Source organism: Collinsella sp. LCP21S3_A9 (assembly GCF_052118785.1).
Classification (GTDB): Bacteria; Actinomycetota; Coriobacteriia; order Coriobacteriales; family Coriobacteriaceae; genus Collinsella.
This window is the reverse complement of record NZ_JBQKGN010000008.1, coordinates 1-25,791: the sequence shown is the minus strand read 5'-3', so window position 1 is coordinate 25,791 and position 25,791 is coordinate 1. Positions and strand designations below refer to the sequence as shown.

The 25,791-nt window shown below is 59.1% G+C and carries 23 protein-coding genes and 5 tRNA genes; 18 read left to right on the top strand and 10 right to left on the bottom strand.

Annotation, left to right across the window (positions count from 1 at the left end; genetic code table 11):
* The first annotated feature begins 110 nt into the window (after positions 1–110).
* The 17 genes from rlmB (at position 111) to leuB (ending at position 12,225) form a co-directional block, all read left to right on the top strand.
* The gene (rlmB, locus tag ACTQ05_RS04875) at positions 111–1,025 is read left to right on the top strand and encodes a 23S rRNA (guanosine(2251)-2'-O)-methyltransferase RlmB (RefSeq protein WP_441538151.1); all 915 of its coding nucleotides are present in this window, start codon (positions 111–113) and stop codon (positions 1,023–1,025) included.
* A 3-nt stretch (positions 1,026–1,028) separates the two neighbouring features.
* Positions 1,029–1,706 carry an NYN domain-containing protein gene (locus ACTQ05_RS04870; protein ID WP_154514764.1) on the top strand — a complete coding sequence of 226 codons (678 nt, stop codon included), beginning with the start codon at positions 1,029–1,031 and terminating at the stop codon, positions 1,704–1,706.
* 225 nt (positions 1,707–1,931) lie between these two features.
* Positions 1,932–2,006, top strand: a tRNA-Thr gene (locus tag ACTQ05_RS04865).
* 627 nt (positions 2,007–2,633) lie between these two features.
* Positions 2,634–2,715 (top strand) — tRNA-Tyr (locus tag ACTQ05_RS04860).
* A 10-nt stretch (positions 2,716–2,725) separates the two neighbouring features.
* Positions 2,726–2,801: transfer RNA gene (locus ACTQ05_RS04855), tRNA-Thr, on the top strand.
* A gap of 3 nt (positions 2,802–2,804) precedes the next feature.
* Positions 2,805–2,881 (top strand) — tRNA-Met (locus tag ACTQ05_RS04850).
* Positions 2,882–2,977: 96 nt separating this feature from the next.
* On the top strand, positions 2,978–4,168 hold the full coding sequence (gene tuf / locus ACTQ05_RS04845; RefSeq protein ID WP_154514756.1) for an elongation factor Tu: 1,191 nt from the start codon (positions 2,978–2,980) through the stop codon (positions 4,166–4,168).
* Between the two features lie 260 nt (positions 4,169–4,428).
* Complete coding sequence (gene rpmG / locus ACTQ05_RS04840) at positions 4,429–4,596, top strand: 50S ribosomal protein L33 (protein WP_427795067.1); 168 nt, start codon at positions 4,429–4,431, stop codon at positions 4,594–4,596.
* A 13-nt stretch (positions 4,597–4,609) separates the two neighbouring features.
* A tRNA-Trp gene (locus ACTQ05_RS04835) sits at positions 4,610–4,685 on the top strand.
* A gap of 76 nt (positions 4,686–4,761) precedes the next feature.
* Positions 4,762–5,100 (top strand): preprotein translocase subunit SecE, encoded by a 339-nt coding sequence (secE, locus tag ACTQ05_RS04830; RefSeq protein ID WP_154514754.1) that lies wholly within the window; start codon positions 4,762–4,764, stop codon positions 5,098–5,100.
* A gap of 3 nt (positions 5,101–5,103) precedes the next feature.
* The gene (gene nusG / locus ACTQ05_RS04825; protein ID WP_427718370.1) at positions 5,104–5,640 is read left to right on the top strand and encodes a transcription termination/antitermination protein NusG; all 537 of its coding nucleotides are present in this window, start codon (positions 5,104–5,106) and stop codon (positions 5,638–5,640) included.
* A 120-nt stretch (positions 5,641–5,760) separates the two neighbouring features.
* Positions 5,761–6,189, top strand: coding sequence for a 50S ribosomal protein L11 (rplK, locus tag ACTQ05_RS04820; RefSeq protein ID WP_022093893.1), 429 nt, complete (start codon positions 5,761–5,763; stop codon positions 6,187–6,189).
* Between the two features lie 116 nt (positions 6,190–6,305).
* On the top strand, positions 6,306–7,013 hold the full coding sequence (rplA, locus tag ACTQ05_RS04815) for a 50S ribosomal protein L1 (RefSeq protein WP_154514750.1): 708 nt from the start codon (positions 6,306–6,308) through the stop codon (positions 7,011–7,013).
* A 426-nt stretch (positions 7,014–7,439) separates the two neighbouring features.
* The gene (locus ACTQ05_RS04810; RefSeq protein WP_441538149.1) at positions 7,440–8,975 is read left to right on the top strand and encodes a 2-isopropylmalate synthase; all 1,536 of its coding nucleotides are present in this window, start codon (positions 7,440–7,442) and stop codon (positions 8,973–8,975) included.
* Between the two features lie 41 nt (positions 8,976–9,016).
* Positions 9,017–10,282 carry a 3-isopropylmalate dehydratase large subunit gene (gene leuC / locus ACTQ05_RS04805; protein WP_441538147.1) on the top strand — a complete coding sequence of 422 codons (1,266 nt, stop codon included), beginning with the start codon at positions 9,017–9,019 and terminating at the stop codon, positions 10,280–10,282.
* 251 nt (positions 10,283–10,533) lie between these two features.
* Positions 10,534–11,046 carry a 3-isopropylmalate dehydratase small subunit gene (locus ACTQ05_RS04800; protein ID WP_441538145.1) on the top strand — a complete coding sequence of 171 codons (513 nt, stop codon included), beginning with the start codon at positions 10,534–10,536 and terminating at the stop codon, positions 11,044–11,046.
* A 6-nt stretch (positions 11,047–11,052) separates the two neighbouring features.
* Positions 11,053–12,225 (top strand): 3-isopropylmalate dehydrogenase, encoded by a 1,173-nt coding sequence (gene leuB, locus ACTQ05_RS04795; protein ID WP_441538143.1) that lies wholly within the window; start codon positions 11,053–11,055, stop codon positions 12,223–12,225.
* 50 nt (positions 12,226–12,275) lie between these two features.
* Here the strand turns inward: leuB and ACTQ05_RS04790 are convergent, their stop codons facing one another.
* The 10 genes from ACTQ05_RS04790 to ACTQ05_RS04745 all read right to left on the bottom strand — a co-directional run bounded on the left by ACTQ05_RS04790 (position 12,276) and on the right by ACTQ05_RS04745 (position 24,293).
* A complete protein-coding gene (locus ACTQ05_RS04790) occupies positions 12,276–12,986 on the bottom strand; it encodes a metallophosphoesterase family protein (RefSeq protein WP_441538141.1) in 711 nt (236 codons plus the stop codon).
* Complete coding sequence (locus ACTQ05_RS04785) at positions 12,983–14,899, bottom strand: BMP family ABC transporter substrate-binding protein (protein ID WP_441538140.1); 1,917 nt, start codon at positions 14,897–14,899, stop codon at positions 12,983–12,985. Before ACTQ05_RS04785 ends, ACTQ05_RS04790 begins: the two co-directional genes overlap by 4 nt.
* A gap of 116 nt (positions 14,900–15,015) precedes the next feature.
* The gene (locus ACTQ05_RS04780) at positions 15,016–15,783 is read right to left on the bottom strand and encodes a mechanosensitive ion channel family protein (protein ID WP_427718391.1); all 768 of its coding nucleotides are present in this window, start codon (positions 15,781–15,783) and stop codon (positions 15,016–15,018) included.
* Between the two features lie 128 nt (positions 15,784–15,911).
* Complete coding sequence (locus ACTQ05_RS04775) at positions 15,912–17,939, bottom strand: bifunctional metallophosphatase/5'-nucleotidase (RefSeq protein WP_441538138.1); 2,028 nt, start codon at positions 17,937–17,939, stop codon at positions 15,912–15,914.
* A 116-nt stretch (positions 17,940–18,055) separates the two neighbouring features.
* Positions 18,056–18,850, bottom strand: a complete 795-nt coding sequence (locus ACTQ05_RS04770; protein WP_441538137.1) for an ABC transporter ATP-binding protein — start codon at positions 18,848–18,850, stop codon at positions 18,056–18,058.
* Positions 18,843–19,766 carry an ABC transporter permease gene (locus tag ACTQ05_RS04765; RefSeq protein ID WP_427718394.1) on the bottom strand — a complete coding sequence of 308 codons (924 nt, stop codon included), beginning with the start codon at positions 19,764–19,766 and terminating at the stop codon, positions 18,843–18,845. Before ACTQ05_RS04765 ends, ACTQ05_RS04770 begins: the two co-directional genes overlap by 8 nt.
* 203 nt (positions 19,767–19,969) lie before the next feature.
* Positions 19,970–20,950 (bottom strand): ABC transporter substrate-binding protein, encoded by a 981-nt coding sequence (locus tag ACTQ05_RS04760; RefSeq protein WP_427718396.1) that lies wholly within the window; start codon positions 20,948–20,950, stop codon positions 19,970–19,972.
* 158 nt (positions 20,951–21,108) lie between these two features.
* Entirely contained in the window at positions 21,109–21,897 is a 789-nt protein-coding gene (locus ACTQ05_RS04755) for a hypothetical protein (RefSeq protein WP_427793561.1), read from the bottom strand.
* A gap of 249 nt (positions 21,898–22,146) precedes the next feature.
* Positions 22,147–23,550 (bottom strand): asparagine--tRNA ligase, encoded by a 1,404-nt coding sequence (gene asnS / locus ACTQ05_RS04750; protein WP_427795057.1) that lies wholly within the window; start codon positions 23,548–23,550, stop codon positions 22,147–22,149.
* A gap of 179 nt (positions 23,551–23,729) precedes the next feature.
* The gene (locus ACTQ05_RS04745; protein ID WP_154514730.1) at positions 23,730–24,293 is read right to left on the bottom strand and encodes a PTS sugar transporter subunit IIA; all 564 of its coding nucleotides are present in this window, start codon (positions 24,291–24,293) and stop codon (positions 23,730–23,732) included.
* A 248-nt stretch (positions 24,294–24,541) separates the two neighbouring features.
* Between ACTQ05_RS04745 and ACTQ05_RS04740 the strand changes: the two genes are divergently transcribed.
* Entirely contained in the window at positions 24,542–25,441 is a 900-nt protein-coding gene (locus tag ACTQ05_RS04740; protein ID WP_427793558.1) for an alpha/beta hydrolase, read from the top strand.
* Positions 25,442–25,791 lie beyond the last annotated feature (350 nt).

Genomic DNA, 25,791 nt, shown 5'->3' with positions numbered 1-25,791 from the left:
CGTCGGGCATGGCCCCAAGGTCTATGCCCTCCTCTTTCAAGGCAATCTGCCGCACCTCGGGCGGTCGGTCTATTTGTTTCGTTTGATAGTTGTATTTAGGAGGCCGTCCTATGGCCGACAATCGCAAGCGTGCGCCTCGTGGCGGCAAGCAGGCCGCTTCTGGCTCGCGTTCGATTCGCCGAAATGACCGCGCTGCCGCTTCCAAGGGCCAGCGCGATCGCACCCAAGCTGCGCGTCCGCAGCGCGATCGCAACCGCGACGCTGTCCAGGCTCCCAAGGGCGAGTTTATCGAAGGTCGTCGTGCTGCCGTCGAGGCGCTGCGCACCGGTTTTCCCATCAAGTGCGCGCTCATTGCCGAGGGCGGGGAGCGCGATGCCGCCCTGTCTCGTCTGGTCGATGACCTCAACGCCGCGTGTGTCCGCATTAAGTACGTGCCGCGCGCGCAGCTCGATGCGCTGTCGAGCCACGGCGCTCACCAGGGCATTGCGCTCGAGGTGGGCAACTTCCCTTATGCGGATGTCGCCGATATCCTCGACCGTGCAGGCGAGGGTCCGGCACTTGTCGTGGTGCTCGACCACGTGACCGACGACGGTAACTTTGGCGCCATCGTGCGCTCCGCCGAGGTCGTGGGCGCGGCGGGCGTCATTATTGCCAACAAGCGCGCTGCCGGCGTGACCGTTGGTAGCTACAAGACCTCCGCCGGCGCCGTCATGCATCTGCCTATCGCACAGGTCCCCAATATCGCTCGTGCACTCGACGATCTTAAGGCCGCTGGCTTTTGGGTGGGCGGTGCCTCCGAGCACGCCGAGGGCAGTTGCTGGGATGCTCCCTTCGAGGGCCGCGTGGCGCTTGTCATGGGCTCCGAGGGCGACGGCATCTCGCGCCTGGTACTCGAGAAATGCGACTTTTTGACCAAGCTTCCTCAGCGTGGCATGACCGAGAGCCTCAACGTTGCCCAGGCAACGACGGCACTGTGCTTTGAGTGGCTACGTCGCAACGCCGGCGAGCTCATGGGGGAGGAGTAGCGCATGTCCAAGAAGAACCGCGCCAAGTCTAAGGCCAAGCGCTTTGGCGAAGGCTCGGCCAAGCCGATTGTCTCGGCCGCGACCTACGGCGTGGGCGGCAATGCGTTTGCGCAGGCTATTGCCGACCCGGTCTCCACGGTGCACTCCAATAAGCCCGAGCTGTTAGTGGTCGACGGCTACAATGTGATCCACTGCACGCCGCGCTACGAAAAGCTCGTGTACGACCATTCCGACGATCCGTATTCCAGCGACGTTCACGATATGGCGCGCACCGCCCTTATCAACGACGTCGCCGCCTTTGCCCAGGGCCGCTACGAGGCCGTGATTGTGTTTGACGGCGCTGGCAATATCTCTAGCGAGCGCCCCAACCTGCCGGCTCGCGGCGTGCGCATCGAGTTTTCGCCGACGGGCGTATCGGCCGATACCGTGGTACAAAAGCTCTGCATTGAGGCGCGCGAGGAAGGCCGCGCGTGCTCCGTGGTATCGAGTGACGGCACAATTCAAGCCGTCGTCATGGGCAAGGGCGTTACGCGTATCTCGAGCCGCATGCTGGTGGACGAGATCAAACAGATCGATAACGACGTCCGCGAGGCAGAGGAGGCTCCGCAGATCAAGATGACTCTGGGCAGTCGCCTGAGCCCCGAGGCACTGGCCAAGCTCAAGGCCCTGCGCGGGAGGTAGGTAAACCTTCTATGGGGAGCTGCTTTCTCGATTGATCAACCAACTGGTTTGTAATCAATGGGTTGCGGCTTGACATCGCCAAAACGAATAGTTTTTGGTTCTGGCGAACAGATAAAACTATTCGTTCTGACGAATAGTTTTGAGATATGGTCGATCAAAGGGCCTGTTGCGCCCCGTCCGCAATTCCTTTATTCTTAATTGGCTTCGCGCGAAAGCGCCAAGTGTGCCAGTGTGGCGCAACGGTAGCGCAACTGATTTGTAATCAGTGGGTTGCGGGTTCGATTCCTGTCACTGGCTCCATGAGAGTTTCGGGCTCTGTTCCCTAGTGGGACAGGGCCCGTTTCTATTTATGTCGATATATAAGCGGGTTTGACTCCCACCAAGCTTCAGGTTTGTCTCGATCTGTAACACGAGGACGAGCATTCAGCTCCCAGCTGTTACAGATTTAGACAATCTGGGGTCGAGCTGAGAAGTGTCTCAATCTGTAACAAATAGGGAAGGAAAACCGTTCTTGTTGTTACAGATTTAGATAAATGGGAAACCGCCAGGGAAACATCTCGATCTGTAACAAATAGGGGAGAAAATGTTCTCTAAATGTTACAGATCGAGACAAAGGCCGGACCGGTCCCAGCCATCCTGGTTGAGCGAGGATATTCGGACGCACGAGGATCGTTATCGAAAGTCGATACCGCAAGCGTACTCCACCACACCAAAGTGTTCCCTTGGGAAATGTCGTCAGCGCAGCCAAATCCGCCGTCCTTCATATCTAAATTCAGCAAAACCGCAGGTCAAAGGTATATAGATACGCCCGGTACCGTGTATTTAGAGGTTTTCGTTGACAGCCCCCAAGGTTGCATCGTATTATCTTTTTCGTTCGCGGGGGCGGAGGCCCAAAAGACCAAAGAACCTGCGGATACTTGAACGATTGGGAGTTTGCCCGAGTGGTTAATGGGGACGGGCTGTAAACCCGTTGGCTCTGCCTACATAGGTTCGAATCCTATAGCTCCCACCCGTCAAGTGCCTGTATAGCTCAGTCGGTAGAGCACTTCGTTGGTAACGAAGAGGTCACCAGTTCAAGTCTGGTTGCAGGCTCCATCCGGCGGTGTAGCTCAGTTGGTTAGAGCACACGGTTCATACCCGTGGCGTCACTGGTTCGAATCCAGTCACCGCTACCATAGGTAACACGGTGGCTTCTCAATAGTATGTTGAGAGGCCACTATGGTATAAAGGCATAGTCCCGTCCGGGGACGACCTGTTTAGAGGAGGGCTTTATGGCCAAAGAGAAGTTTGAGCGCACTAAGCCGCATGTTAACATCGGCACCATTGGTCACGTTGACCACGGCAAGACCACGCTGACCGCTGCCATCACCAAGGTTCTCTCCGAGACCGAGGGCTGCAAGGCTGACTTCACTGCGTTCGAGAACATCGACAAGGCTCCCGAGGAGCGCGAGCGCGGCATTACGATCTCCGTCTCCCACGTCGAGTACGAGACTGCTGCCCGTCACTACGCTCACGTTGACTGCCCGGGCCACGCTGACTACGTCAAGAACATGATCTCCGGTGCTGCTCAGATGGACGGCGCTATCCTGGTCATCGCCGCTACCGACGGCCCCATGGCTCAGACCCGCGAGCACATCCTGCTCGCCCGTCAGGTCGGCGTTCCCTACATCGTCGTCTTCCTGAACAAGTGCGACATGGTCGACGATGACGAGCTCATCGACCTCGTCGAGATGGAGACCCGTGAGCTCCTTTCCGAGTACGAATTCCCCGGCGACGACATCCCCGTCATCCGTGGTTCCGCTCTGGGCGCTCTCGAGGGCGACGCCAAGTGGATGGACGCCATTCGCGAGCTCATGTCTGCCGTCGACGAGTACATCCCGACGCCTGCTCGTGACAACGACCTCCCGTTCCTGATGGCCGTTGAGGACGTTATGACCATCTCCGGCCGTGGTACCGTTGCTACCGGCCGTGTCGAGCGCGGTGAGCTCAAGCTCAACGAGCCCGTCGAGATCGTCGGCATCAAGGATACCCAGAACACCGTCGTTACCGGTATCGAGATGTTCCGTAAGTCCATGGACTTCTGCGAGGCTGGCGACAACGTCGGTCTGCTGCTCCGCGGCATCAAGCGCGAGGACATCGAGCGCGGCCAGGTTCTCTGCAAGCCCGGTTCGGTTACCCCGCACACCAAGTTCACCGGTGAGATCTACGTTCTGACCAAGGAGGAGGGCGGCCGTCACACCCCGTTCTTCGATGGTTATCGTCCTCAGTTCTACTTCCGTACCACCGACGTTACCGGTACGGTCAAGCTCCCCGAGGGCACCGAGATGGCTATGCCTGGTGACCACATCACCATCGAGGGCGACCTCATTCACCCGATCGCTATGGAGGAGGGCCTGCGCTTCGCTATCCGCGAGGGTGGCCACACCGTCGGTTCGGGCATCGTCTCCACGATCATTGAGTAAATTAGCTCTCTGATACAGCTGACTTAGAGAACCCGGCACTTATATGGGTGCCGGGTTCTTTTCTACGTGGGTCTTTTTGCCTGATGATTACGCTTAGCTCGCTCTTAAGTTGAGCGTGAGGAATCGATTAGATCTCGTTGGCTCCATTGATGTGTTCCAAATATGAATGGATCTACCGAGAACCAATTGATTCGAGGTTTTCGTTGACAGCACTTACGTAGAGCTGATAAAGTACCAACTCGTGCCCGTACGGGGCGGATATGAAAGGTTCAGGATACATGCGTACTCTAGTTACTCTTGCGTGCACTGAGTGCAAGCGCCGCAACTATACGACCACTAAGAACAAGGCGAACATGCCTGATCGTATGGAGATCAAGAAGTATTGCCCCTGGTGCCGTCACCATACGCTGCACAAAGAGACTCGCTAGTCTCTAGTCACATACGCCAGTAGTTCAATTGGTAGAGCATCGGTCTCCAAAACCGAGTGTTGAGGGTTCGAGTCCTTCCTGGCGTGCCAGTCATTATTCCGTAAGCTCCCATTTGGGGGCTTACGGTTTACTCATGTATAAGCGCATTGCGCGGAGGTAACCCAAATGGCCAACAAGAAGAACAAGAAGAAGGCACAGCAGCAGGCGCCTGCCAACAAAGCTGCCGCCAACTCCAAAGTTGAGGCCAAGAAGGCCGTTGCCAAGAAGAGCGAGAAGGCTGCGAAGTCCAAGAAGAACGAGAAGCCCGGTTTCTTCGCCCGCACCAAGAAGTATTTTGCTTCGGTGAAGTCCGAGATGAAGCGTGTCACGTGGCCCGATAAGAAGGAGCTCGTGAACTACTCGGTCGTCGTTTGCGCTTCTCTGATCGTCGTCGGCGTCGTCATCGCTCTGCTCGATGCTGGCTTTGGCGAGGCTCTTGCTCTGTTCTCTGGATTGAGGGGCTAAACCATGTCTAAGCGTTGGTACGTCGTCCACACTTACTCTGGATACGAGAACCGCGTTAAGTCCGATCTCGAGCATCGCATCGAGACCATGGGCATGCAGGATCGTATCTTTGATATTGAGATTCCTATGGAGCGCGTCACCGAGATCAAAGAGGGTGGCAAGCGCGAGACCAAGGATTCTAAGATCTTCCCGGGTTATGTCCTGGTTCGCATGGAGATGGATGACGATGCATGGACGTGTGTTCGCAACACGCCCGGCGTCACCGGTTTCCTGGGCGGCAACGGCAAGCCCGCTCCGCTTTCCCGCGACGAGTACAATAAGATGACTCGTCGTCCCGGTAAGGGCGATTCGCCCAAGCGTACGTCGGTTGATATTGAGGTCGGTACGTCCGTCCGCGTCACCGATGGCCCGCTTACCGACTTTGATGGCAAGGTCTCCGAGGTTAACGCCGAGGCAGGCAAGCTCAAGGTCACGCTGATGATCTTTGGCCGCGAGACGCCGGTCGAGCTCGACTTTAACCAGGTCGCTGTCATCGCTTAAGTTTTCGTCCGTTCGCGCGAGCGTGCTTCTTCTGTGACTGCTCATCTCAGGAGTGCTTCTAACACGTGCGTGCTTACGATATAGCAAGTACTTCACACTCGTGATTCGAAAGGAATGACCATGGCTGAGAAGAAGGTTGCCAACGTCATTAAGCTCCAGATTCCTGCTGGTGCCGCTAACCCCGCTCCTCCCGTCGGCCCCGCCCTGGGCGCTGCTGGCGTGAACATCATGCAGTTCTGCCAGGCCTTTAACGCCGAGACGCAGGACAAGAAGGGCGACATTATCCCCGTTGAGATTTCTGTCTACGAGGATAAGTCCTTCTCCTTCATCACCAAGACTCCGCCGGCGGCTCACCTCATCAAGAAGGAGCTGAACCTCAAGTCTGGTTCCGCTAAGCCCCAGGCCGACAAGGTTGGCCAGCTCTCTCAGGAGCAGCTCACCAAGATCGCCGAGATCAAGATGCCGGACCTCAATGCCAACGACATTGACGCCGCCAAGAAGATCATCGCCGGTACCGCCCGTTCCATGGGCGTCACCATCGCTGAGTAGCGTTTTTCTAGGTAACGACGGGTGCTCCGACCGGGGCGCCCGTTAAATGTGTGCAATAGGGCACACGATACGATGTGGGAGGGCTCACGCCCGTTTAACCACAGGAGGTAATGCACATGGCTAAGCATGGTAAGAGCTATAACGCCGCTGCCGAGAAGGTCGACCGCGCCACGCTCTACACCCCCCTTCAGGCTGCCAAGCTCATCAAGGAGCTCGACACTGCCAAGTTCGACGAGACCGTCGAGGCCCACTTCCGTCTGGGCATCGATACTCGTAAGGCTGACCAGAACATCCGTGGTTCCATCTCCCTGCCCCACGGCACCGGCAAGACCGTTCGTGTTGCCGTCTTCGCCGAGGGCGAGAAGGCCCGTGAGGCCGAGGCTGCCGGCGCCGACATCATCGGTTCCGACGAGCTCGTCGCCCAGATCCAGAAGGGCGAGATCAACTTCGACGCCGCTATCGCTACGCCGAACATGATGGCCAAGGTTGGCCGCATCGGTAAGATCCTTGGTCCCCGTGGCCTCATGCCGAACCCCAAGCTCGGCACCGTGACCATGGACGTCGCCAAGATGGTCTCCGAGCTCAAGGCCGGCCGCGTTGAGTATCGCGCCGACCGTTATGGCATCTGCCACGTGCCCCTGGGCAAGAAGTCCTTCTCTGAGCAGCAGCTCGTTGAGAACTACGCTGCCCTGTACACCGAGATCCTGCGCGTCAAGCCCTCTTCTGCTAAGGGCAAGTACGTCAAGTCCATCTCTGTGTCTTCCACCATGGGCCCTGGCGTCAAGGTCGATCCCGCTGTCCAGCGTGACTTCTTGGCTGAGTAACTTCTAGTTACTGCCTGAGCAAAGCAAGCATGGCTAAAGGAACCCGGTTCTGTCTCGTGCAGGACCGGGTTCCTTGCTATTTCGGGCCAAAACCAACACGAAGGAGATAGGCGCCTTTGTGGTGGTTTTGGTTCAAAATCCCCGTTGCGCGTCGTTTTGCCTGTGTTACACTTTAGCCCAATGTAGTGAATACCCGAGGCTGAAAGGAGCCAGACATGTTCTATAACAAACAGCAGCTCCTAGGCCTAGCGCTACTAGATTGGATAGCGCGCTAGGGTTGTAATTTCGCTATAACGATTAGTTGTACCCGGGTGCGCTATCTTCCGCCGCTTTTGGGCGTGATGAGCGACACGGGTATTATTCTATCTTGAGGCACTCCATCTCTCCTGAAAGCCATCTGTATCTTTAGCCTGTCAGGAGGAAATCATGAGCCGCAAAATCGCAATCTTTGACACAACGCTTCGTGACGGGGAGCAGTCTCCCGGCGCCAGCATGAATACCGAGGAAAAGCTCGTTATTGCACGCCAGCTGGTACGTATGAATGTCGACGTGATCGAGGCGGGATTTCCTATTTCGAGCCCCGGTGATTATCGTTCCGTACAGGAGATTGGCAAGATCGCGGGTGACCGGTGCACGGTATGCGGTCTCACCCGTGCAGTCGATAAGGATATCGAAGTGGCCGCAGAAGCCCTCAAGACGGCTCAGAGGCCCCGTATCCACACCGGTCTGGGTGTGAGTCCCAGCCATTTGCGCGACAAGCTCCATATGACCGAAGACGAGGCTATCGAGCGTGCCGTTCACGCTGTAAAGCATGCTCGTAAGTTTGTCGACGATGTCGAGTTTTATGCCGAGGATGCGGGCCGCTCCGATCAGGAGTTCCTGGTCCGCATTATCGAGGCAGCGATCAAGGCCGGCGCTACGGTCGTGAATATTCCGGACACCACGGGCTATAACATGCCCTGGGAGTTTGGCGCCCGTATTCGCGATCTGCGCGAGCGCGTGGCCGGAATCGAGGACGTTACGATTTCGGTCCACACGCATAACGATCTGGGCATGGCCACAGCCCTTGCACTCGAGGCGGTCCGCAATGGCGCGACGCAGATCGAGTGCACCATCAACGGCTTGGGCGAGCGCGCGGGCAACACGGCGCTCGAGGAGGTCGTCATGGCCATGAGGATGCACGAGCAGGATCTGGATGCACATACCGATATCGTGACGACCGAGCTCACGCGCGCATCTAAGCTCGTCAGCTCAATCACTGGCATTAATGTGCAGCCCAACAAGTCCATTGTGGGCGCTAATGCGTTTGCACACAGCTCGGGCATTCACCAGGATGGCGTGCTCAAGGCGCGTGACACCTACGAGATTATCGATCCCAAGGACGTGGGTGCAGCGGGATCCGAGATTATCCTTTCGGCACGTTCGGGCCATGCGGCACTGCGCCATCGTCTCGCCGAGCTGGGTTATACGTTTGGCGATGAGGAATTCGAGTCGATCTACCAGCGCTTCTTGGAGATTGCAGATCAAAAGAAAGAGGTCTTTGACGAGGACCTGGAGTCGATGATTCAGGAGCGCCAGCGCGAGGTCAAGGCGATCTACACCCTCGACGCGCTCCAGGTTTCCTGCGGCGACCCGCTTATTCCTACGGCCACGGCGACCATCACGGACGAGGACGGCGCGACACGGGTGGTTTGCTCGACGGGTACCGGTCCGGTGGATGCGGCGTACAAAGCGGTTGACAAGGCCATCTCTGCCCATGGCGAGCTGACGGAGTTCAACGTTAAGGCCATTACGCGTGGTATCGACGCCATCGGCGAGGTGACGGTGCGCATCACCGCCGAGGACGGCAAGATCTACACCGGCCGCGGCGCGGATACCGACATTATCGTGAGCTCGGCCAAGGCTTACATCAACGCTATTAACCGCATGATTCAGACTAACCGTTCCAAGGCGGGCAAGTAACGATATTCGGCAGGGCAAAGCCCGCTTGAGAGGGGAATCACATGGCACGTCCCATGACCGTAGCAGAGAAGATTTTGGCGGCACACGCAGGCCTGGACGAGGTAAAGCCGGGCCAGCTGGTCGAATGCGACCTGGACATCGTGCTCGCCAACGATATTACCGCACCTATCGCGATCGATGTCTTTCGCGAGCTGGGTGCCACCGAGGTGTTCGATCGCGACCGCGTTTGCCTGGTGCCCGATCACTATGCGCCCAACAAGGACATCAAGAGCGCCGAGCAGACCAAAAAGATGCGAGATTTTGCGCACGAGCAGCATGTGACGCACTATTACGAGCAAGGCTGCGCGGGCATTGAGCATGCCCTGCTGCCCGAGCGCGGCGTGGTGGTCCCGGGCGATCTGATTATCGGTGCCGACTCGCATACCTGCACGTATGGCGCCTTGGGTGCGTTTTCGACCGGCGTGGGCTCAACAGACGCCGGCGTGGGCATTGCCACGGGGCGCGCATGGTTTAAGGTTCCGCCGACGATTCGCTTTGAGATTAATGGCGAGCTTGAGGACGGCGCCACCGCCAAGGACATCATCCTGCACATTATCGGCATGATCGGCGTGGACGGTGCTCTGTACCAGGCCATGGAGTTTGCCGGCAGCACCATCGAGGGCCTGTCGATGGAAGGTCGCATGACAATTTCGAACATGGCGATCGAAGCGGGCGGCAAGGCGGGCATTATCGAGGTCGATGATGTTGCCCGCGCCTGGCTCAAGGGGCGCTGCGAACGTGATTACGTTGAGTATCACGCCGATCCAGACGCCGAGTATGCCCAGGTTATTGCCATTGACGCGGCCGACATTAAGCCGTGTGTATCGTGGCCGCATCTGCCCAGCAACACCCATCCGGTGAGCGAGAGCCGTCACATCATGATCGACCAGGCGGTAATCGGCTCGTGCACCAACGGACGTATCGAGGATATGCGTGCTGCGGCCGAAGTCATGCGCGGCCATAAGGTTGCCGACGGGCTGCGTTGCATCGTGATTCCGGCGACCCAGGCGGTCTTCCGCCAGTGCATGAAGGAGGGATTGACCGACATTTTCCTAGATGCCAACTGTGTGTTCTCCACGCCCACGTGCGGTCCGTGCCTGGGCGGCTACATGGGCATCTTGGCGGCGGGGGAGCGTTGCGTTTCTACGACCAACCGCAACTTTGTCGGCCGTATGGGCGCCCCCACGTCCGAGGTCTATCTGGCCTCGCCGGCCGTGGCGGCTGCTTCTGCCGTGGCGGGGCACATATGCTTGCCGTCTGACCTGTAGGGGCTACGGGGTCCTTCGACCTTTGCTCGCTACTGCGGACAGTCCTGGCACTTTTTTGTTCGCCGAAGGCGAACGCTAACTTTCCATTAGCTTTTTTGTAGCCGAAACGCGAACGAGGGATTTGATATTTGCTTGCGTCGAGTTCCGCACGAGTCGGAGAGCACTTAATGTGCTCTCCGTGCGAGCAGGACTGTCCGAGTAAGTAAGTAAATATCAAATCCCCCGCATTCCATGTTTGAACGGAGAATGATATGAACTTTGAAGGCAAGGTATTTAGGTATGGTCGTGATGTTGATACGGATGTCATCATTCCTGCTCGGTATCTGAACTCGTCCGACCATGCGCACTTGGCGGCGCATGCTATGGAGGATATTGATCCCGCGTTTGCCTCTACCGTGAGGCCCGGTGACATCATTGTGGCCGAGGAGAACTTTGGTTGCGGTTCTTCGCGTGAGCATGCCCCGGTTGCCATTAAGGCTGCAGGGGTGTCGTGTGTTATTGCCAAGAGCTTCGCACGCATCTTCTATCGCAATGCCATTAACGTGGGCCTGCCCATTATGGAGTGCCCCGAAGCTGTCGATGCGATTTGTGCCGGCGATACCGTGAAGGTCGATACCGATGCGGGTGTCATCACCAACGAGCGTACTGGCGAGACTTTTACAGCTGAGCCGTTCCCGCCATTTATTGCCGAGATTATCGAGGCCGGCGGTTTGGTTGCGCGCACGCGTGCCAAGATTGTCGCGGCAAAGGCTCAGGAGGCGTAAGCGATTATGACGGTCAAGCTGGATAATCCGTTTGCAAACGGGCCGAGTAGCGAGAGCTGGAGCTGCAACGTGAAGAAGACCTATAAGATCTGCTGTCTTCCTGGTGACGGCATTGGGCCCGAGGTTATTGCCGAGGGTAAGAAGGTGCTGGCTGCCGTGGGCAAGCGCGCTGGCGTAGAGTTTGCCTTTGAGGATCACCTGATTGGTGGCGCGGCGATCGATGGGTGCGGCAATCCGCTGCCCGATGAAACCCTTGCGGCGGCAAAGGCGTCGGACGCCGTGCTGTTGGCATCCGTCGGTGGCCCAAAGTGGGATTCGACCGATCCGGCGGTCCCGCGCCCCGAGCAAGGCTTGCTGCGTATCCGCAAAGAACTCGGCCTCTATACCAACCTTCGCCCCGTAAAAATCTACGACGCACTTGCCAGCGCATCGACGCTTCGTCCCGAAGTCATCAAGGGCGTTGACATGGTTCTCGTCCGCGAACTTACCGGTGGCATTTACTTTGGCAAGCACGAGCGCTTTTATGACGAGGGCGGTGCGGGCACCGACGGTGTGGCTGGCCAGCGCGCGGTTGACGTAATGGAGTACCGCGAGTACGAAGTTGAGCGCATCGCCCGCCAGGCGTTTGAGGCAGCTCGCAAGCGCCGCGGCAAGGTGACAAGCGTGGACAAGCGCAATGTATTGGAGACGAGCCGCATGTGGCGTGAGGCCGTGCATCGCGTGCATGGCGAGGAGTATCCAGATGTAGAGCTTGAGGACCTGCTCGTCGACAACGCCGCCATGCAGCTCATTAACCGACCGGTCGACTTTGACGTCGTAGTTACGGAGAACATGTTCGGCGACATTCTCTCCGACGAGGCGGCGCAGATTACCGGATCGCTCGGCATGCTTGCCTCGGCTTCGCTGGGCGATGGCGTGTCGCTGTTTGAGCCGAGCGCCGGCAGCGCGCCCGACATCGCGGGGCTCGGTATCGCTAACCCGCTCGCGCAGATCCTGTCGGCGGCAATGCTGCTCACGTACGCGCTCGACATGGGTGAGCAGGCTGCTTGGATCGAAAATGCCGTGGCGCGTGTGCTTGACGAAGGCTGGCGTACCCGCGACATTGCCGACGACAGCACCCCTGCCGATAAGATCCTCGGCACGACCCAGATGGGCGATAAGGTCATCGCCGCGCTGTAGTGTCGAGATGTCCGGAACCACCACAAAGGTGCTTGTCCCCTTTGTGGTGGTTACCAGGGGGTTCTGGCGGTTGAGGACTCGATTGCCTCGTGGCGCTTGAGCTCGCGGCGCATGGTTTGCGAATTGAGCCAGGCTGCCTGCCATCCACGGATGGGGTAGCGCGCCTCGTCCAGCTCAAACTGCGTATAGCCGCAGGCGTTGATAATCGTCGTCCCGCATGCGTGCTGGCGTTCGCGTTGAAAGTCGCGAACATAGCATTGGTGCACATGCCCGTGCACCATGTAGTCGGGATTCCATGTCTCGAGCGCTGTGTTAAAGCATTCGAATCCCCGATGCGGCAGATCGTCCAGATCGCCCATGCCGGCGGCGGGCGCATGGGTGAGCAAGATGTCGCAGCCGCCGACCATCCTCACTTTGCGGGACAGCTTACGCATGCGCTTGGCCATCTCGTGCTCGGTGTACATGTTAGCGCCATCTCGATAGCGCATGGAGCCGCCAAGCCCCGCAATGCGGACGCCGCGATACACGTACACGGTGTCTTCGACACAGATGCAGCCGCCCGGTGCATGACGCGCGTAGCGGTCATCGTGATTGCCACGCACGTAGATGAGTGGTCTGTTGATGACCGTGACCAAAAACTCAAGATAGTCCGGGTCTAGATCGCCAGCGGACAAAATTAGGTCGACACCCTCAAAGCGTTCCTTGCGAAAGCACTCCCACAGGCATCGCTCTTCGGTATCGGCTATGGCAAGGATTTTCATAGAGCACGGACCTTCGGCTCATCGTCGGGCTGCGGAATGGTGCCCACCACGTTGTCTGCCAGCCAGTCCATCTCGACGATTTGCGTGCTCGGCAGTGGGGGAAAGCCCTCAATCTGCACCACGCCGTCTTGGCTACGGAGCTCGCCGCCAAATGGATTGATGGAGCCCTCGACGATGCCATTGCGGAGGAGCTGAACAAGCTTGCGCGTCTGATAGGGCAGGCCCGGAGCGTAGCGAATGTCGATAACGCCCGAGCTCATGCCATACCAGTAGTTGACGGCGCGGACCTGGCTGTCGTCACTGGTCTCGTCCCAGGTGCCATGCAGTAGACTTCGCACGATAAGCTCGTAGTATCGGCCCCAGTTCCATACCGGCATGGCAATGCCGGCAACCTTGCCATCGACCAGGCGGTGGAGTCCGTAGGCCGTGGGGTCTTCGAGCGACTTTGACATATCGGCGCCGGTCATGACGCTCACGCCTTCGCGGCACATGGCCTCGGCAAGGCCTCCGGCGGGCACATCGCCCCAGGTTAGGATAATTTGCGCACGGGGGTCGAGCAGCGAGGCGCCAATCGCAAAGGCGTTGATCTCGCTGAGTGCGCCCGAAGCGAAGACCGACGCGTGGTAACCGATGCGGTGGTTGTCCGCCATGCTGGCGGCAAGGGCGCCCAGGAGAAACTTGGCTTCGTACATCTTGCCAAAGTACGAACGGACGCTTTGGTGGGGAAGGCCGATGGAGCAGTTAAGGAACCGAACCCGGGGATATTCAACGGCAGCCCTGAGCGTGTATTCCATCAGGCGGTGCGAGGTCGAAAAGATGACGTTTGCTCCATGTTTGACAGCCGTTTCCACGGCGGCGTAGAACACGTCCGGATCGTGACAGTCCTCAAACGCCTCGGTGCGCACGATACCGCCAAAGTGCTCATCGAGATACTGACGCCCTTGGTCGTGCAGGCTATCCCAGCTCGACGTCGCACAGGTGAATTCATGGATAAAGGCGATGCGCAGGGGGTTGGCCGCCGAATAGACGGTCTTGCCCATAAAGAAGTTGAGCATGCCGGAGGTGGACTTGGCGGGCGACTCCTCCTCATCGACGTTTGGCGCTTCGACAAGATCGACCTTGTCCTCGTCACTTTTCCCGGCAATGACCAGTTCGCGCCAGATCTTGCACAGGCGGTTTACGACGATATCTGTCGGCGTATCCAGCAGGCGGTCCTGGTTGTACACATTGAGGTAGACGAGCATGGCGTCGGCGGGCGTAATGTCCAGGTGGTCGCCGCCCGCGCGAAGGTAGGCGCGCTTAAAGAGTAGGAAGGTGTGGCGCAGGTAATCGACCTTTTTCTGGGGCCATTTTTCGATAAGGTTCTGACCGAGCATCTTGGCGAGCGTTTCGTAGCTTCCCTCACGCGAGAACTCGATCTCGTATAGGGGGCAGACGCGCCAAAACGCGCAGAACTCGCCGTACAGGCGGCTTTCGACGGAATCCCATTTGCCGGGATAGAGACGGGTGACCTTGGCCGAAACCGTTGGAGCGTCCAGGAATTTGAGGACACTGACGCGCTTGTTGCCCTCCTGGACATAGAACCTATGCATGAACTCGGTGACGATGATGGGGTCGCGATAGCCCTCGGTTACCTGGATGTCGTAGAGGTTGGACCACTTGCGGGCGAACTCGGTGCTAAACGGCAGCAGGGGCATAAAGTTGCATGAAAAGGCGGACTGACGGCCCTTGGTAACCGTGCCGACAACCATTTCGAGCGGAATATCCCGCAGGCCGACATTCTCTCGCTGACCTAGGGGGAGCTGGGCAACCAAACTGTCGAGGTCCGTAAGGTATGGATGCTCGCTTTGGCTAATGGCGCGTCGACGTCCTTGCTCGCCGCGCTTGCGTGCTTGACGGTAGGCCTCTTCCATAGTTTGCTCCCTTAGTCGTTTAAACAACTATATGAACTATGGTACCACGAATGAAAACCTCCCATTTTCCGATGTCAAAGAAATGGGAGGCAGTTCACTGTCCCCTTTGTGGTGCTTTAGGCGATGATGGGAGCGATAGCGCGGATGCAGGCGTCGGCAGCGGTGAGTGTGGTGCTGTCGTCACTGACGATAAAGATGATCTTGCCCTTGATGCCAAAGTCGCCGATTTCGCTAAAGAGCACGTAGGGCTCCTGGTCAAAGCCCGAGATGGGAAGCACGGCGGCCTTGGTGGCGCTGGTCAGCTCGTCTGCCAGCGCGTCAAGGGAAGCCCATTTAGACGTGTCCTTTACGGCAACGGGCACGGCCACGCGCCCAAAGGGCATCAGATGCACGAGCGTGTCCTTGGAGATGTTGGAGTTGGGCACAATGATGGTCTGCCCGTAGGCATCCTCGATGGTCGTGTGGCGCCAGGTGATGTCCTGTACCACGCCCGACACGCCGCCGACCTCGATATTGTCGCCGGGCTTGATGATGCCCATAAAGGTCACCTGCATGCCGCCGATAAGGTTCGACAGCGTGTCCTGAAAGCCGAGCGAGATGGCAATGCCGCCGACGCCAAGAGCGGCGACGAGCGCGTTTGCGTTAATGCCAAAGCAGTTGTCGAGGATAAAACTGCCGCCAATCATCCAGATGACGGCGCGCGCAATGTTGATGAAGATGCTCGAAGCGGGAAGCGGGTTATCGTCGCGGTTGAGCAGGTGACGCAGCGTCTTGGAAACGACTTTGGCGGCAACGGCGGTGCCTATCGCCAAGATGCCAGCCCAGATGATGTTGTGGACCCACCGCTGCTCAAAGAAATGAAGAATCGGCTCAAACAATTCCATGTAGGGAAAACCTCCTCATGATCGTTCAACCATGATACCCACCAAAAAGCCCGTCCGATCACAACGGACGGGCTTTTGCGCTCGATATAAGGTTTGTACGGCGGGGCTGCAAGGCCCGGCGGTGTAGCTTAGCGGCGGCGCTTCCAGATAATGCCGAGCATGATGACGATGACGCCGCCGATGAGGCATGCACCGACCACGGTCAGCGTACGGTCTCCCGTTGCGGCAAGCTTACCGGCCGTCTTCTTGGCGGTGATCTGCGTGGTCATCGTGCCGGGTTTGGATGAGGGCTCAGGCGTTGGGGTCGGATGGGGTGCGGGGCTCTCGGCGGAGCCAAAGCTGATGGTGCCCGCGAGCGAGGCCATCTTGTTCTCCCAGTCGTCCTGCCCGATCAGTGCCCTCAGCGCTGCCTCGCATGTACTCCACTCGGCGCACTTCTTAGCTTTTGCAAAGGTGGGAAAGTCGGTCGTGTTGGTAATGATGTAGTTGTTGGTGGCGACGGCGTAGTTCTTGGCGGGGTCGAGCGCGCTGCCATCCTTGGTGAGTGTGGCGCTCACAATGCGCTTGCCTTCGGGCTGCGTCCAATCAATCGTCACGTTAATGCCGCCAAAGGAGAGAACGCTGCCAGAGTCATCGCGCCACTTGTACTTGTCTTGCGCCTCCTGCTCGGTATGGCCGGCTGCCACGTAGGCTTGCTGAAGCTCGTAGCTGTGATTGCAATCGTCGCTGATCTGCAGTGAGTGCTCAAGCGCTGCGAGGAAGTTTGCACCGGTCATGGTCCAGGTCTCCACGGTGTTGCCATAAGGCGAGATGGCGATGACGTTGCCGGCGGTCACATCGCCCGCTGCGATGCCGCCGCGGATGCCGCCCGCGTTTTCGATGGCGAGGTCTGCCCCCGTCAGGGCAAGATAAGAGCCGCAGATCACATGCCCGATGGTCTGGGCCTTGGTGGTGTCGCTCGCTTTGCTGGGACGCAAATCGGTGGTGCGCACCATCTCCCAGCCATGCGTACCCGCGGCGTCTTCGCCGTAGAAATAGTCAGTGGCGGATGTGCCGATCACTTTGTTCGACTCGATTTTAAAGGCGTCGTCGAGTGGCTTGATTTTGTTATTGCGAACCTCATCGAGTTGACTCTGGTAGAAGGCGCCCTTGTCGGGGTCTGCCAAAAGGTCGTTGACGTTCTTGGCGGTGTAGAGCTTCTCGTCGCTGTCGTCTGCGGGGATCGTGACCGTGTCATCGTCGGTCGTCACGGTGCCATTCGTGTCGTACTTGTACGGAATGGAAAGCAGACCGACCTCGGCAAAGGCGCTGCCCGCCTCGACGACGCGGATCGGCTTGCCGTCGGCCCCCGTCACGTTTTCGTCTAAGTTGATGTGCTCGTGGCCCGCGACCAGTGCATCGACCCCAACGAGCTTTGCAGCAAAGGCCTTGGCGTTGAGCGTGTGAGCGATGCAGACGATAACGTTGCAGCCCTCATCCTCGCGCAGTCGCTTAGCCTCGGCATTGATGGCGGCTGCCGCATCCGAGAACGACGTGTCCTGGACAAGGCCTTCGCGCAGTGAGAATCCCAGCGACTCATCCATGGCACCCACGACGCCGACCTTGATTTTGTAGTCGAATGTGGAGTGATCTTCGCTGTCCTCCCAGGTACGGTCGAGCGTCTTGGTGATGCTCGAGCTCCATACGCCGCTCGTAGACTTCGCGTTTGCGCAGAGCATGGCGAAGGGCGTGCCGGTGGTGCTGTAGCCGGTCATGGTGCGGAGCTTGTCAGCGCCGTAGCTCCAGTCGTGGTTGCCCGGCGTGGTCGCGTCGTAGCCGTTCGCATAAAAGGTGTCCATGAGCTCGGCGATGCTTTTGCCCTCGCTCATAGTGGCGAAGGATTGCCCGTGGAAGGTATCGCCCGCATCGAGCAAAAGATCGGGGGCACTGCCTTGAGCGCTATAGAGAACTGCCAGTCCGTCAAAGCCGACAGTGCCGGTACCCTTGCTTGCGTTGTAGCTGTACTTGTAGCTGCCGTGGATATCATTGGTGTGCATGACGGCCACGGAGCCGTCAATAGCGGCGGGCAGGTTCCCCGCGAAAGCGAGGCTTGGGATGCCTGTGAGTGCGCCGGCAAACAACGCGGCAGCTAACGCAAGGCGGGGGAGTCTTTTCATGGCGGTCTCCTTACTCTTTAACAAAAACCGCCGCAAAGGTGTCTGTCCCTTTGCGGCGGTTTTGACGTCTGCGCAGATAAAACCTGCCAAAATAAACCTGTCCCTTTTTGGTAGGTTTAGCTCAGCAGCATGCGGTCGTTGGCGAGCTCGCCGCCCGAGACCTCCTCGAACTTCTGAAGCAAGTCGGCCACGGTGAGCGATTTCTTCTCATCGCCCGTCACGTCGTAGATTACGTGGCCCTCGTGCATCATGATCAGGCGATTGCCCAGACGGATAGCGTCGTTCATGTTATGCGTGACCATGAGCGTGGTCAGGTGGTTCTCGTCGACGATTTCCTCGGTCAGATTGAGCACCTTAGAGGCCGTCTTGGGGTCGAGTGCCGCGGTATGCTCGTCGAGCAGCAGCAGGCGCGGCTTGGTGAGCGTGGCCATGAGCAGGGTGAGTGCCTGGCGCTGGCCGCCCGAGAGCAGGCCGACCTTGGCGTTGAGGCGCGTGTCCAGACCAAGGTCCAGGCGTTTGAGCAGCTTGACGTACTCGTCCTTCTCGGCCTTGGTGACGCCCCACGAAAGGCCGCGACGCTGGCCGCGACGCTTGGCGAGTGCCAGGTTCTCGGCAATTTGCATGTCGGCTGCGGTGCCGCGCATGGGGTCCTGGAACACGCGGCCCAGGTACTTGGCACGCTGCGACTCGCTCAGACGCGAGATGTCGGTGCCGTCGAGCTCGATAACGCCCGAATCGAGCGGATACACGCCGGCGATCATGTTGAGCAGCGTGGACTTGCCGGCGCCGTTGCCGCCAATCACGGTTACAAAGTCGCCATCGTTGAGGGTAAGGTCGACGCCGGTAAGAGCGCGCTTTTCGGTGACGGTGCCCTTGTTAAAGGTCTTCTTGACGTGCGAGAGCTTAAGCATCTGCCTCATCCCCCTTCGTGTAGGAGCTGCGGAGCTTATAGCGCTCCCAAACCACGGGCACGCATAGGGCCACGGCGACAATCACGGCGGAGAGCAGCTTCATGTCGTTGGCGTCCATGCCCAGCTGCAGCACGATGGCGCGGATGAGGAAGTACACCACGGAGCCAAAGACGGCGGAGGCAAGACGGACGCTAAACTGCGTGAGACCGCCGGGCAGCAGGCGGCCGAGCACCTCGCCGATAACAATGGCGGCGAGACCGATAACGATGGCGCCGGTGCCCATGCCAATGTCGGCGTACTTCTGGCTCTGGCAGATGAGCGCGCCCGAAAGGCCAATGAGGGCGTTGGAGAGCACGAGGGCGATCATCTTAGTGGAGTTGGTGTTGACGCCCAGGGCACGGATCATGTACTCGTTGTTGCCGGTGGCGCGCAGCGCCGAGCCGATCTCGGTGCCAAAGAACCAATACAGGATGGCAACGATAGCCACGGCGAGCAAGATGCCCAGGATGATGGCAACGGTGGACTGCGGCAGACCCGTCATATTGCTGACGGCCGAGAACACGGTGCCCTTGGCAAGGATAGGCGTGTTGGATTTGCCCATGATGCGCAGGTTGATGGACCACAGGCTGATCTGGGTGAGGATTCCGGCGAGGATCGCGGGAATCTCAAAGACGGTAGTCAGAATGCCCGTGACCGCGCCCGCAATGGCGCCGGCGCACATGCCGGCCAAAACGGCGAGCAACGGGTCGGCATTGTTGTTGACGATGAGCACGGCGCAGACGCAGCCGCCGAGGGCAAAGCTGCCGTCGCAGGTCATATCGGGGATGTCGAGCAGGCGGAACGTGATAAACACGCCAAGCACCATAATGCCCCAGAGGACACCCTGCGAAACGGCGCCCTGCAATGCAATGAGCATGCTTCATACCTCCTAGGATAGGGTGGACACGTGATTTTCCATAATAGCGGTACCAATGCATAAAAGAGCAGCGGACGGACATTTTGTTTTACCAAAAACAAGCAGGGCGAACGCCGGTCTTTAGCGTTCGCCCCAATGACTCAGATATTGAATAACACAGCTATGGCGCAAGCGCGTGCCTAGCTGCGTTACCGCGCATGGCGCTACTCGTCTAGAGCGGAAAGGTCGATGCCCAGGGCCTCGGCCATCTCGTCGTTCTTGACGACGACCAGATCCTTGCTCGAGAGGTGCTTGATCGGCATATCCTCGGGCTTGGCCTCGCCCTTCAGAATCTTAACGGCCATCTCGCCCGCGGCGTAGCCCAGGTCCTCATAGTTGATGGAAAGGGTGAACAGGCCGCCGGCCATGCACATGCCCTCCTCGCCGGTCACAAAGGGAAGCTTGTTCTCCTTGCAGATCTGACCGACCTGCGAAGCGCCCGCGGCGATAGTGTTGTCAGTGGGGGAGTAGAGCGCGTCGACCTTGCCTACGGCAGACTCGACGACAGACTGGATCTCGTTGGAGCTCGAGACGGTGAAATCGGTGTACTCCAGGCCCAGCTTGTCGAGTTCCTTCTTGGCGGCCTTGATCTGGACGTCGGAGTTGGACTCGGCGGTGCAGTAGAGCAGACCGACCTTTTTAACGTCGGGCAGGACCTTCTGCATCATCTCGAGCTGCTCGGCGACCGGGGTGAGGTCGGAGGCGCCGGTGACGTTGGTGCCGGGCTTGTCGTTGTCCTGGACCAGGCCGGAGGCGGCGTAGTCGGTGATGGCGCAGCCTACGATGGGGATATCGGCCGTGGCGCCGGCGGCAGCCTGTGCGGCAGGCGTGGCGATGGCGTAGATCAAGTTGACGTTGTCGCCCACAAACTTGTCGGCGATGGACTTACACGTGGACTGGTCGTTCTGGGCGTTCTTCTGGTCGATCTTGACCTTGAGTCCGCTCTTCTTGATGGCCTTGACAAAGCCGTCGTTGGCGGCGTCGAGCGCGGAGTGCTCAGTGAGCTGCAGAACGCCGATGGTGTAGTCGGAACCGGCGGCTGCAGAGCCGGAACCAGAGTTGCCGCCGCATCCGGCGAGCGGGGCCAGTGCGAGCAGGCCGGCGGAGACCAGAAGGCTCCTGCGGCTGATGGTGATGTCGTTCATGTCATTACCCCCAGTATAGAAATTGCTGGAAACACTGCACTCAAACAAAGTGCAAGTGGGTCTATAGTAGCGCCGATGCCCATTTTTTCAACAACCTGTCGGGTTTTTTAATACTGAACCGGATGGACGGCGGGGGATTTGGCGGGCAACGGCAAGACTTAGGCGGCGGGCGCGGGCCGCTCCCCCTCGTCCAGCGCGGCAAAGAGCTTCTTGCCGTCGAGCAGGCGTGTGCTAACGTTTCTCATGCGGCCGACCTCGACGGTGCGTAGGGTGTCGTCGGAGCCGTGCCCGTCGACGACCGTTCCCAGCAGATACGAGACGCCGTCTCGCTGTTTGATGGCAAAAGGCCGAACGGTCATCCGCGTCACTTCGATCTTGTCATGTGTCGTGACGCTTGAAATGTCAAAGCTCACCGTGGTTCCGTGGTCGATGGCCCGCTCGATGAGCTCGCAGGTATCGATGCGTTTGGCGGGCGGTCGCGTGGTCTTGGCGGGTTTGCCTTCTGCGCTTGGTGCCGGCTCGGACGTATCGAGATAGCCGCGAACGTCGGCGCTTGCCATGGCGACCAGATGGCGCGCTATGCTTTTCCTGGTCGCGATGGGTGTGGAGCGGTTGCGCATGACCATGCCATGGAGTCGAATGATTTCCTCGTCGGAGAGCGGTCGGGTGAGAAGTCGGTAACCCGCGCCGCGCTTGTACTCAATCTCGTATCCGGCATGTCGCAGGGCGGAAATCGCGGTATGGATACTGCGCCGCGCTGCCGAGATGGGCATGCGAGCGGGGTCGTCGGGATGGGCGAGGCGCTCGATCAGCTCATCGGGAGGAAGCGCTTTGTCCTCACCGGTATGCTCGCTTAAGAGTTGCAGGATGCGCACAGCGCGATAGGCTGCCATGGAAGCAGCACCCCTGGTCGTGGCCTCGTAGTTCTCAACAGCGGGTTTGGCCATTGCGTTCACGTCCTTTCCGTTTTTGGGTGATGACGCTACGGAGCCTAGGACACGGGGTTTGCTTAGGGGCACAGGGCACTCTGGGTGGTCGGTAGTCGTCGGCAAGCGGCGGGTCGAGTTTTCAACAGCCCTGATCAGCTGACCAAAAGCTTGACAAAAGCTTGACGGATACTGTTGAAAAAGCGCCCCTCGGCTTGCCGAGAGGCGCTGGTGCGACACGCTGTAACGCGCGGGACGGAGCTGTGGCGATTAGAAATCGGCGTTGCCCACGGTGCGGGGGTGCGGAAGGACGTCGCGGATGTTGCCCACGCCCGTCAGGTACATGACCAAACGCTCGAAGCCCAGACCATAGCCGGCGTGCTTGCAGGAGCCATAGCGGCGCAGGTCAAGGTAGTACTTGTACTGCTCGGGGGCCATGCCAAGGTCCTTGATGCGGGCCTCGAGCAGATCCAGGCGCTCCTCGCGCTGGGAGCCGCCGATAATCTCGCCGATACCGGGAACCAGGCAGTCGGCGGCGGCGACGGTCTTGCCGTCGTCGTTCATGCGCATGTAGAAGGCCTTGATCTCGGCCGGGTAGTCGGTCACGAAGGTCGGGCGCTTAAAGTGTTCCTCGGTCAGGAAGCGCTCGTGCTCGGTCTGCAGGTCAATGCCCCAGCTGACAGGATAGTCAAACTTGTGACCGGCGGCGACGGCCTGCTCCAGGATCTCGACGGCCTCGGTGTAGGTGACGCGGGCAAAGTCGGAGTTGGCCACGTGGTTCAGGCGCTCGATCAGGCCCTTGTCCACAAACTTGTTGAGCATGTTGAGCTCGTCGGGGCAAGTGGCCATAACGTCCTTAAGAACGTACTTGAGCATGGCCTCGGCGTTATCCATGTAGTCGTTCAGGTCGGCAAAGGCCATCTCGGGCTCAATCATCCAAAACTCGGCGGCGTGGCGCGTGGTGTTGGAGTTTTCGGCGCGGAAGGTGGGGCCAAAGGTGTACACGTCGCCAAAGGCCATGGCAAAGTTCTCGGCATTGAGCTGGCCGGACACGGTAAGGCTTGCATGCTTGCCAAAGAAGTCCTGGCTCCAGTCGACCTCTCCGGACGCGGTGAGAGGCGGATTTTTGGGGTCGAGCGTGGTCACGCGGAACATCTCGCCGGCGCCCTCGCAGTCACTCGTGGTGATGATGGGGGTGTTGACGTAGACAAAGCCCTGCTCCTGGAAGAAGCGGTGGATGGCGGCAGCCGCGACAGAGCGGATGCGGAACACGGCGCGGAACAGGTTGGTGCGCGGGCGCAGGTGCTGCTGGGTACGCAGGAACTCGACGGTTGCGCGCTTCTTCTGCAGCGGGTAGTCCGGGGCGCTCGTGCCCTCGACCTCGATGGAGGTGGCAGAAAGCTCGAAAGGCTGGGGCGCATCGGGGGTCAGCTTGACGGTGCCGGTACAAATGAGTGCAGCCGAGACGTTTTGGTGGGCGATCTCGTCGTAGTTGCCGAGCGTCTCGCGGTTCATGACGACCTGCAGGTCGCGGAAGCAGCTGCCGTCGTTGAGCGTGACGAAGCCAAAGTTCTTCATGTCGCGGACGGACTTGACCCAGCCGGCGACAGTGACGGTCTTGCCGCCGAGCGACTCGGCATCGGCATAGAGCTGCGCGATTTTGGTGCGGTTCACATATCCTCCCATAGCGGTTGAATGATAGTTATCCATATAGTTCGATATTCTAGCAGCTCGGCTCATTTGGGCTATACAGATAAGGTATTGACGGGACGGTTTTCAAACGAAAAGCGCCCGCGGCCAGATGGTCGTGGGCGCTTGGCGTGTTGCCTATTGGCTGTACGGCGCAGGACTCGTTACTTGGTCTTAGCCACCAGCAGCGGGTCGCCCAGCTTGACGAGCGGGTTGCCGCCGATAAGCGTTCCAGACTCGCCGACATGGTCGATGCTCTTAAGACGATCGAGCTCGGAGATGATGACGGTCACGATGTCCTCGTGGCCAGCGGCCTTAATGGCATCGCGGTCGAAACTGATGAGCGGCTGGCCTGCCTTGACCACATCGCCCATCTCGACAAAGCGGGCAAAACCCTTGCCGTTCATTTGTACGGTGCCCAGGCCGACATGGATGAACACGCGAAGGCCGTCCTCGGTGATCATGCCAATAGAGTGGTTGGTGACGGTGGTGGCGCCGATGCGGCCGTTAGCGGGAGCATAGATGGTGCCGGTGATGGGCTCGATGCCGTAGCCCTGGCCGAGCATACCCGAGGCGATGGTCTCGTCGGGAATCTCGTTTAGATTGACGAGCACACCGTTAACGGGAGCGTAGATGACGCCTTCGCGGGTGGCGAAGCTTGCTGCGGGCGGTACGGACGCCTCGCCCGACGAGTTGAACGTGGACTTGAGCGAATCGAGCAGACCCATAGATGCCTCCAACGTATCAAGTGCGCATGTGGCGCACGCGTAGTTTTGCCGGAAACGTTTCGTGTGTGTTTACCGGCTCGGTCAGCGTCTCTATTTTACGCTGCTCAACGACGGCCCTGAGCTGGGATTATGTGATATATCAGTTGAAGGGAAACTTATTGCGGATACGTTTCGATGCCGTGCGTCCAAGTGGGGTACGCTTGAAGGCGATACATAACGTGCGCACGAATCGCGCGAAGGGAGCATATATGATCGTCGAGAGCCATGCGCTGTGGGGCGAGGAGCCGACCGAGGAATATCCGGCGACGTTTACCTATATGGGGGCCGAACCGCTGCCCGGCAAGCCCAATGGTCGTCGCCCGGCAGTGATCATCTGCGGCGGAGGCGCGTTTACGCACATCGCCCCGCATGAGCAGGATCCGGTGGCGTTTGCCTTTTTGGATCACGGGTACCAGGCCTTTGTTCTCAACTATGTCACGAGTGGCACGGGTGACGTGAGCTTTCCGCACCCCCAGGCAGATCTTGCCAAGATGGTCGCCACGGTTCGTGCGAATGCCGACGAGTGGCATGTCGATCCCAAGCGCGTGTGCGTTGTGGGCTTTTCGGCGGGCGGCATGATTTGCGCCTCGCTGGCAACGCAGTGGAAGACCGGTCCCTTCGCGGCACTTGCCGGGGCGCGTCCGGACGACATTCGTCCCGATGCCGTGGTGCTGGGATATCCATTGCTCGACTTTGCCTATGTCCGCGACATGCAGACGCGCGACCCGCGCATCGACTTGCGCGTGCCCAAGACAGGTGGCAAGACGGGGCGCGATTTGCTCAACGACTACCTGTCGATGGTGACGGGTGGCGAGGCCACCGAAGAGCACCTGGCCGATATCTGCCCTACCACGCATGTTTCGCGCCAGATGCCGCCGACCTTTGTGTGGGGCGTGTCCGATGACAAAACGGCGCCGATCGCGCAGGTCTATCCGTTTGCTCAGCGCATGGCCGAGGAGGGCGTCGCTTGCGAGATGCACGTCTTTGACCAAGGCGGTCACGGCCTTTCGCTCGGCAATGCCAATACCGCGGTCGACAACGAGGACAAGCAGGTGGCAGTCCGCCCTTGGATTCGCCTAGCCTTCCGCTTCCTGGAGCGCCATCTGTAAGAGTAAGAGGGCCAGCCCCATCCCGTTCCTCATAACTTGCGGTGAAATAGTTCCTGTTTTTGCTGGTTAAAGCCCCAAACAGGAACTATTCCATCGCAACTTCGTTTTGATGCCTGGGCCGGAAACCGCGTCCCAGTTTTGCCCCTCAAGGTGGGATACAGTTTCCCGCAGAGGGTCGATCGGGAAAATGCGTCCCGGTCTGAGCGAGGGACTGCGGACGATTTCTTGGACCGTTACGTGGCCCTTCCCAGCGCGGCGCGGAACTCGGCCGGCGTGCGGCCGCCGAGCGCATCGCTGCGCCTCTCCGTATTGTATCGGCCGATCCAGCCCCCGAGCTCCTCGATGAAGCG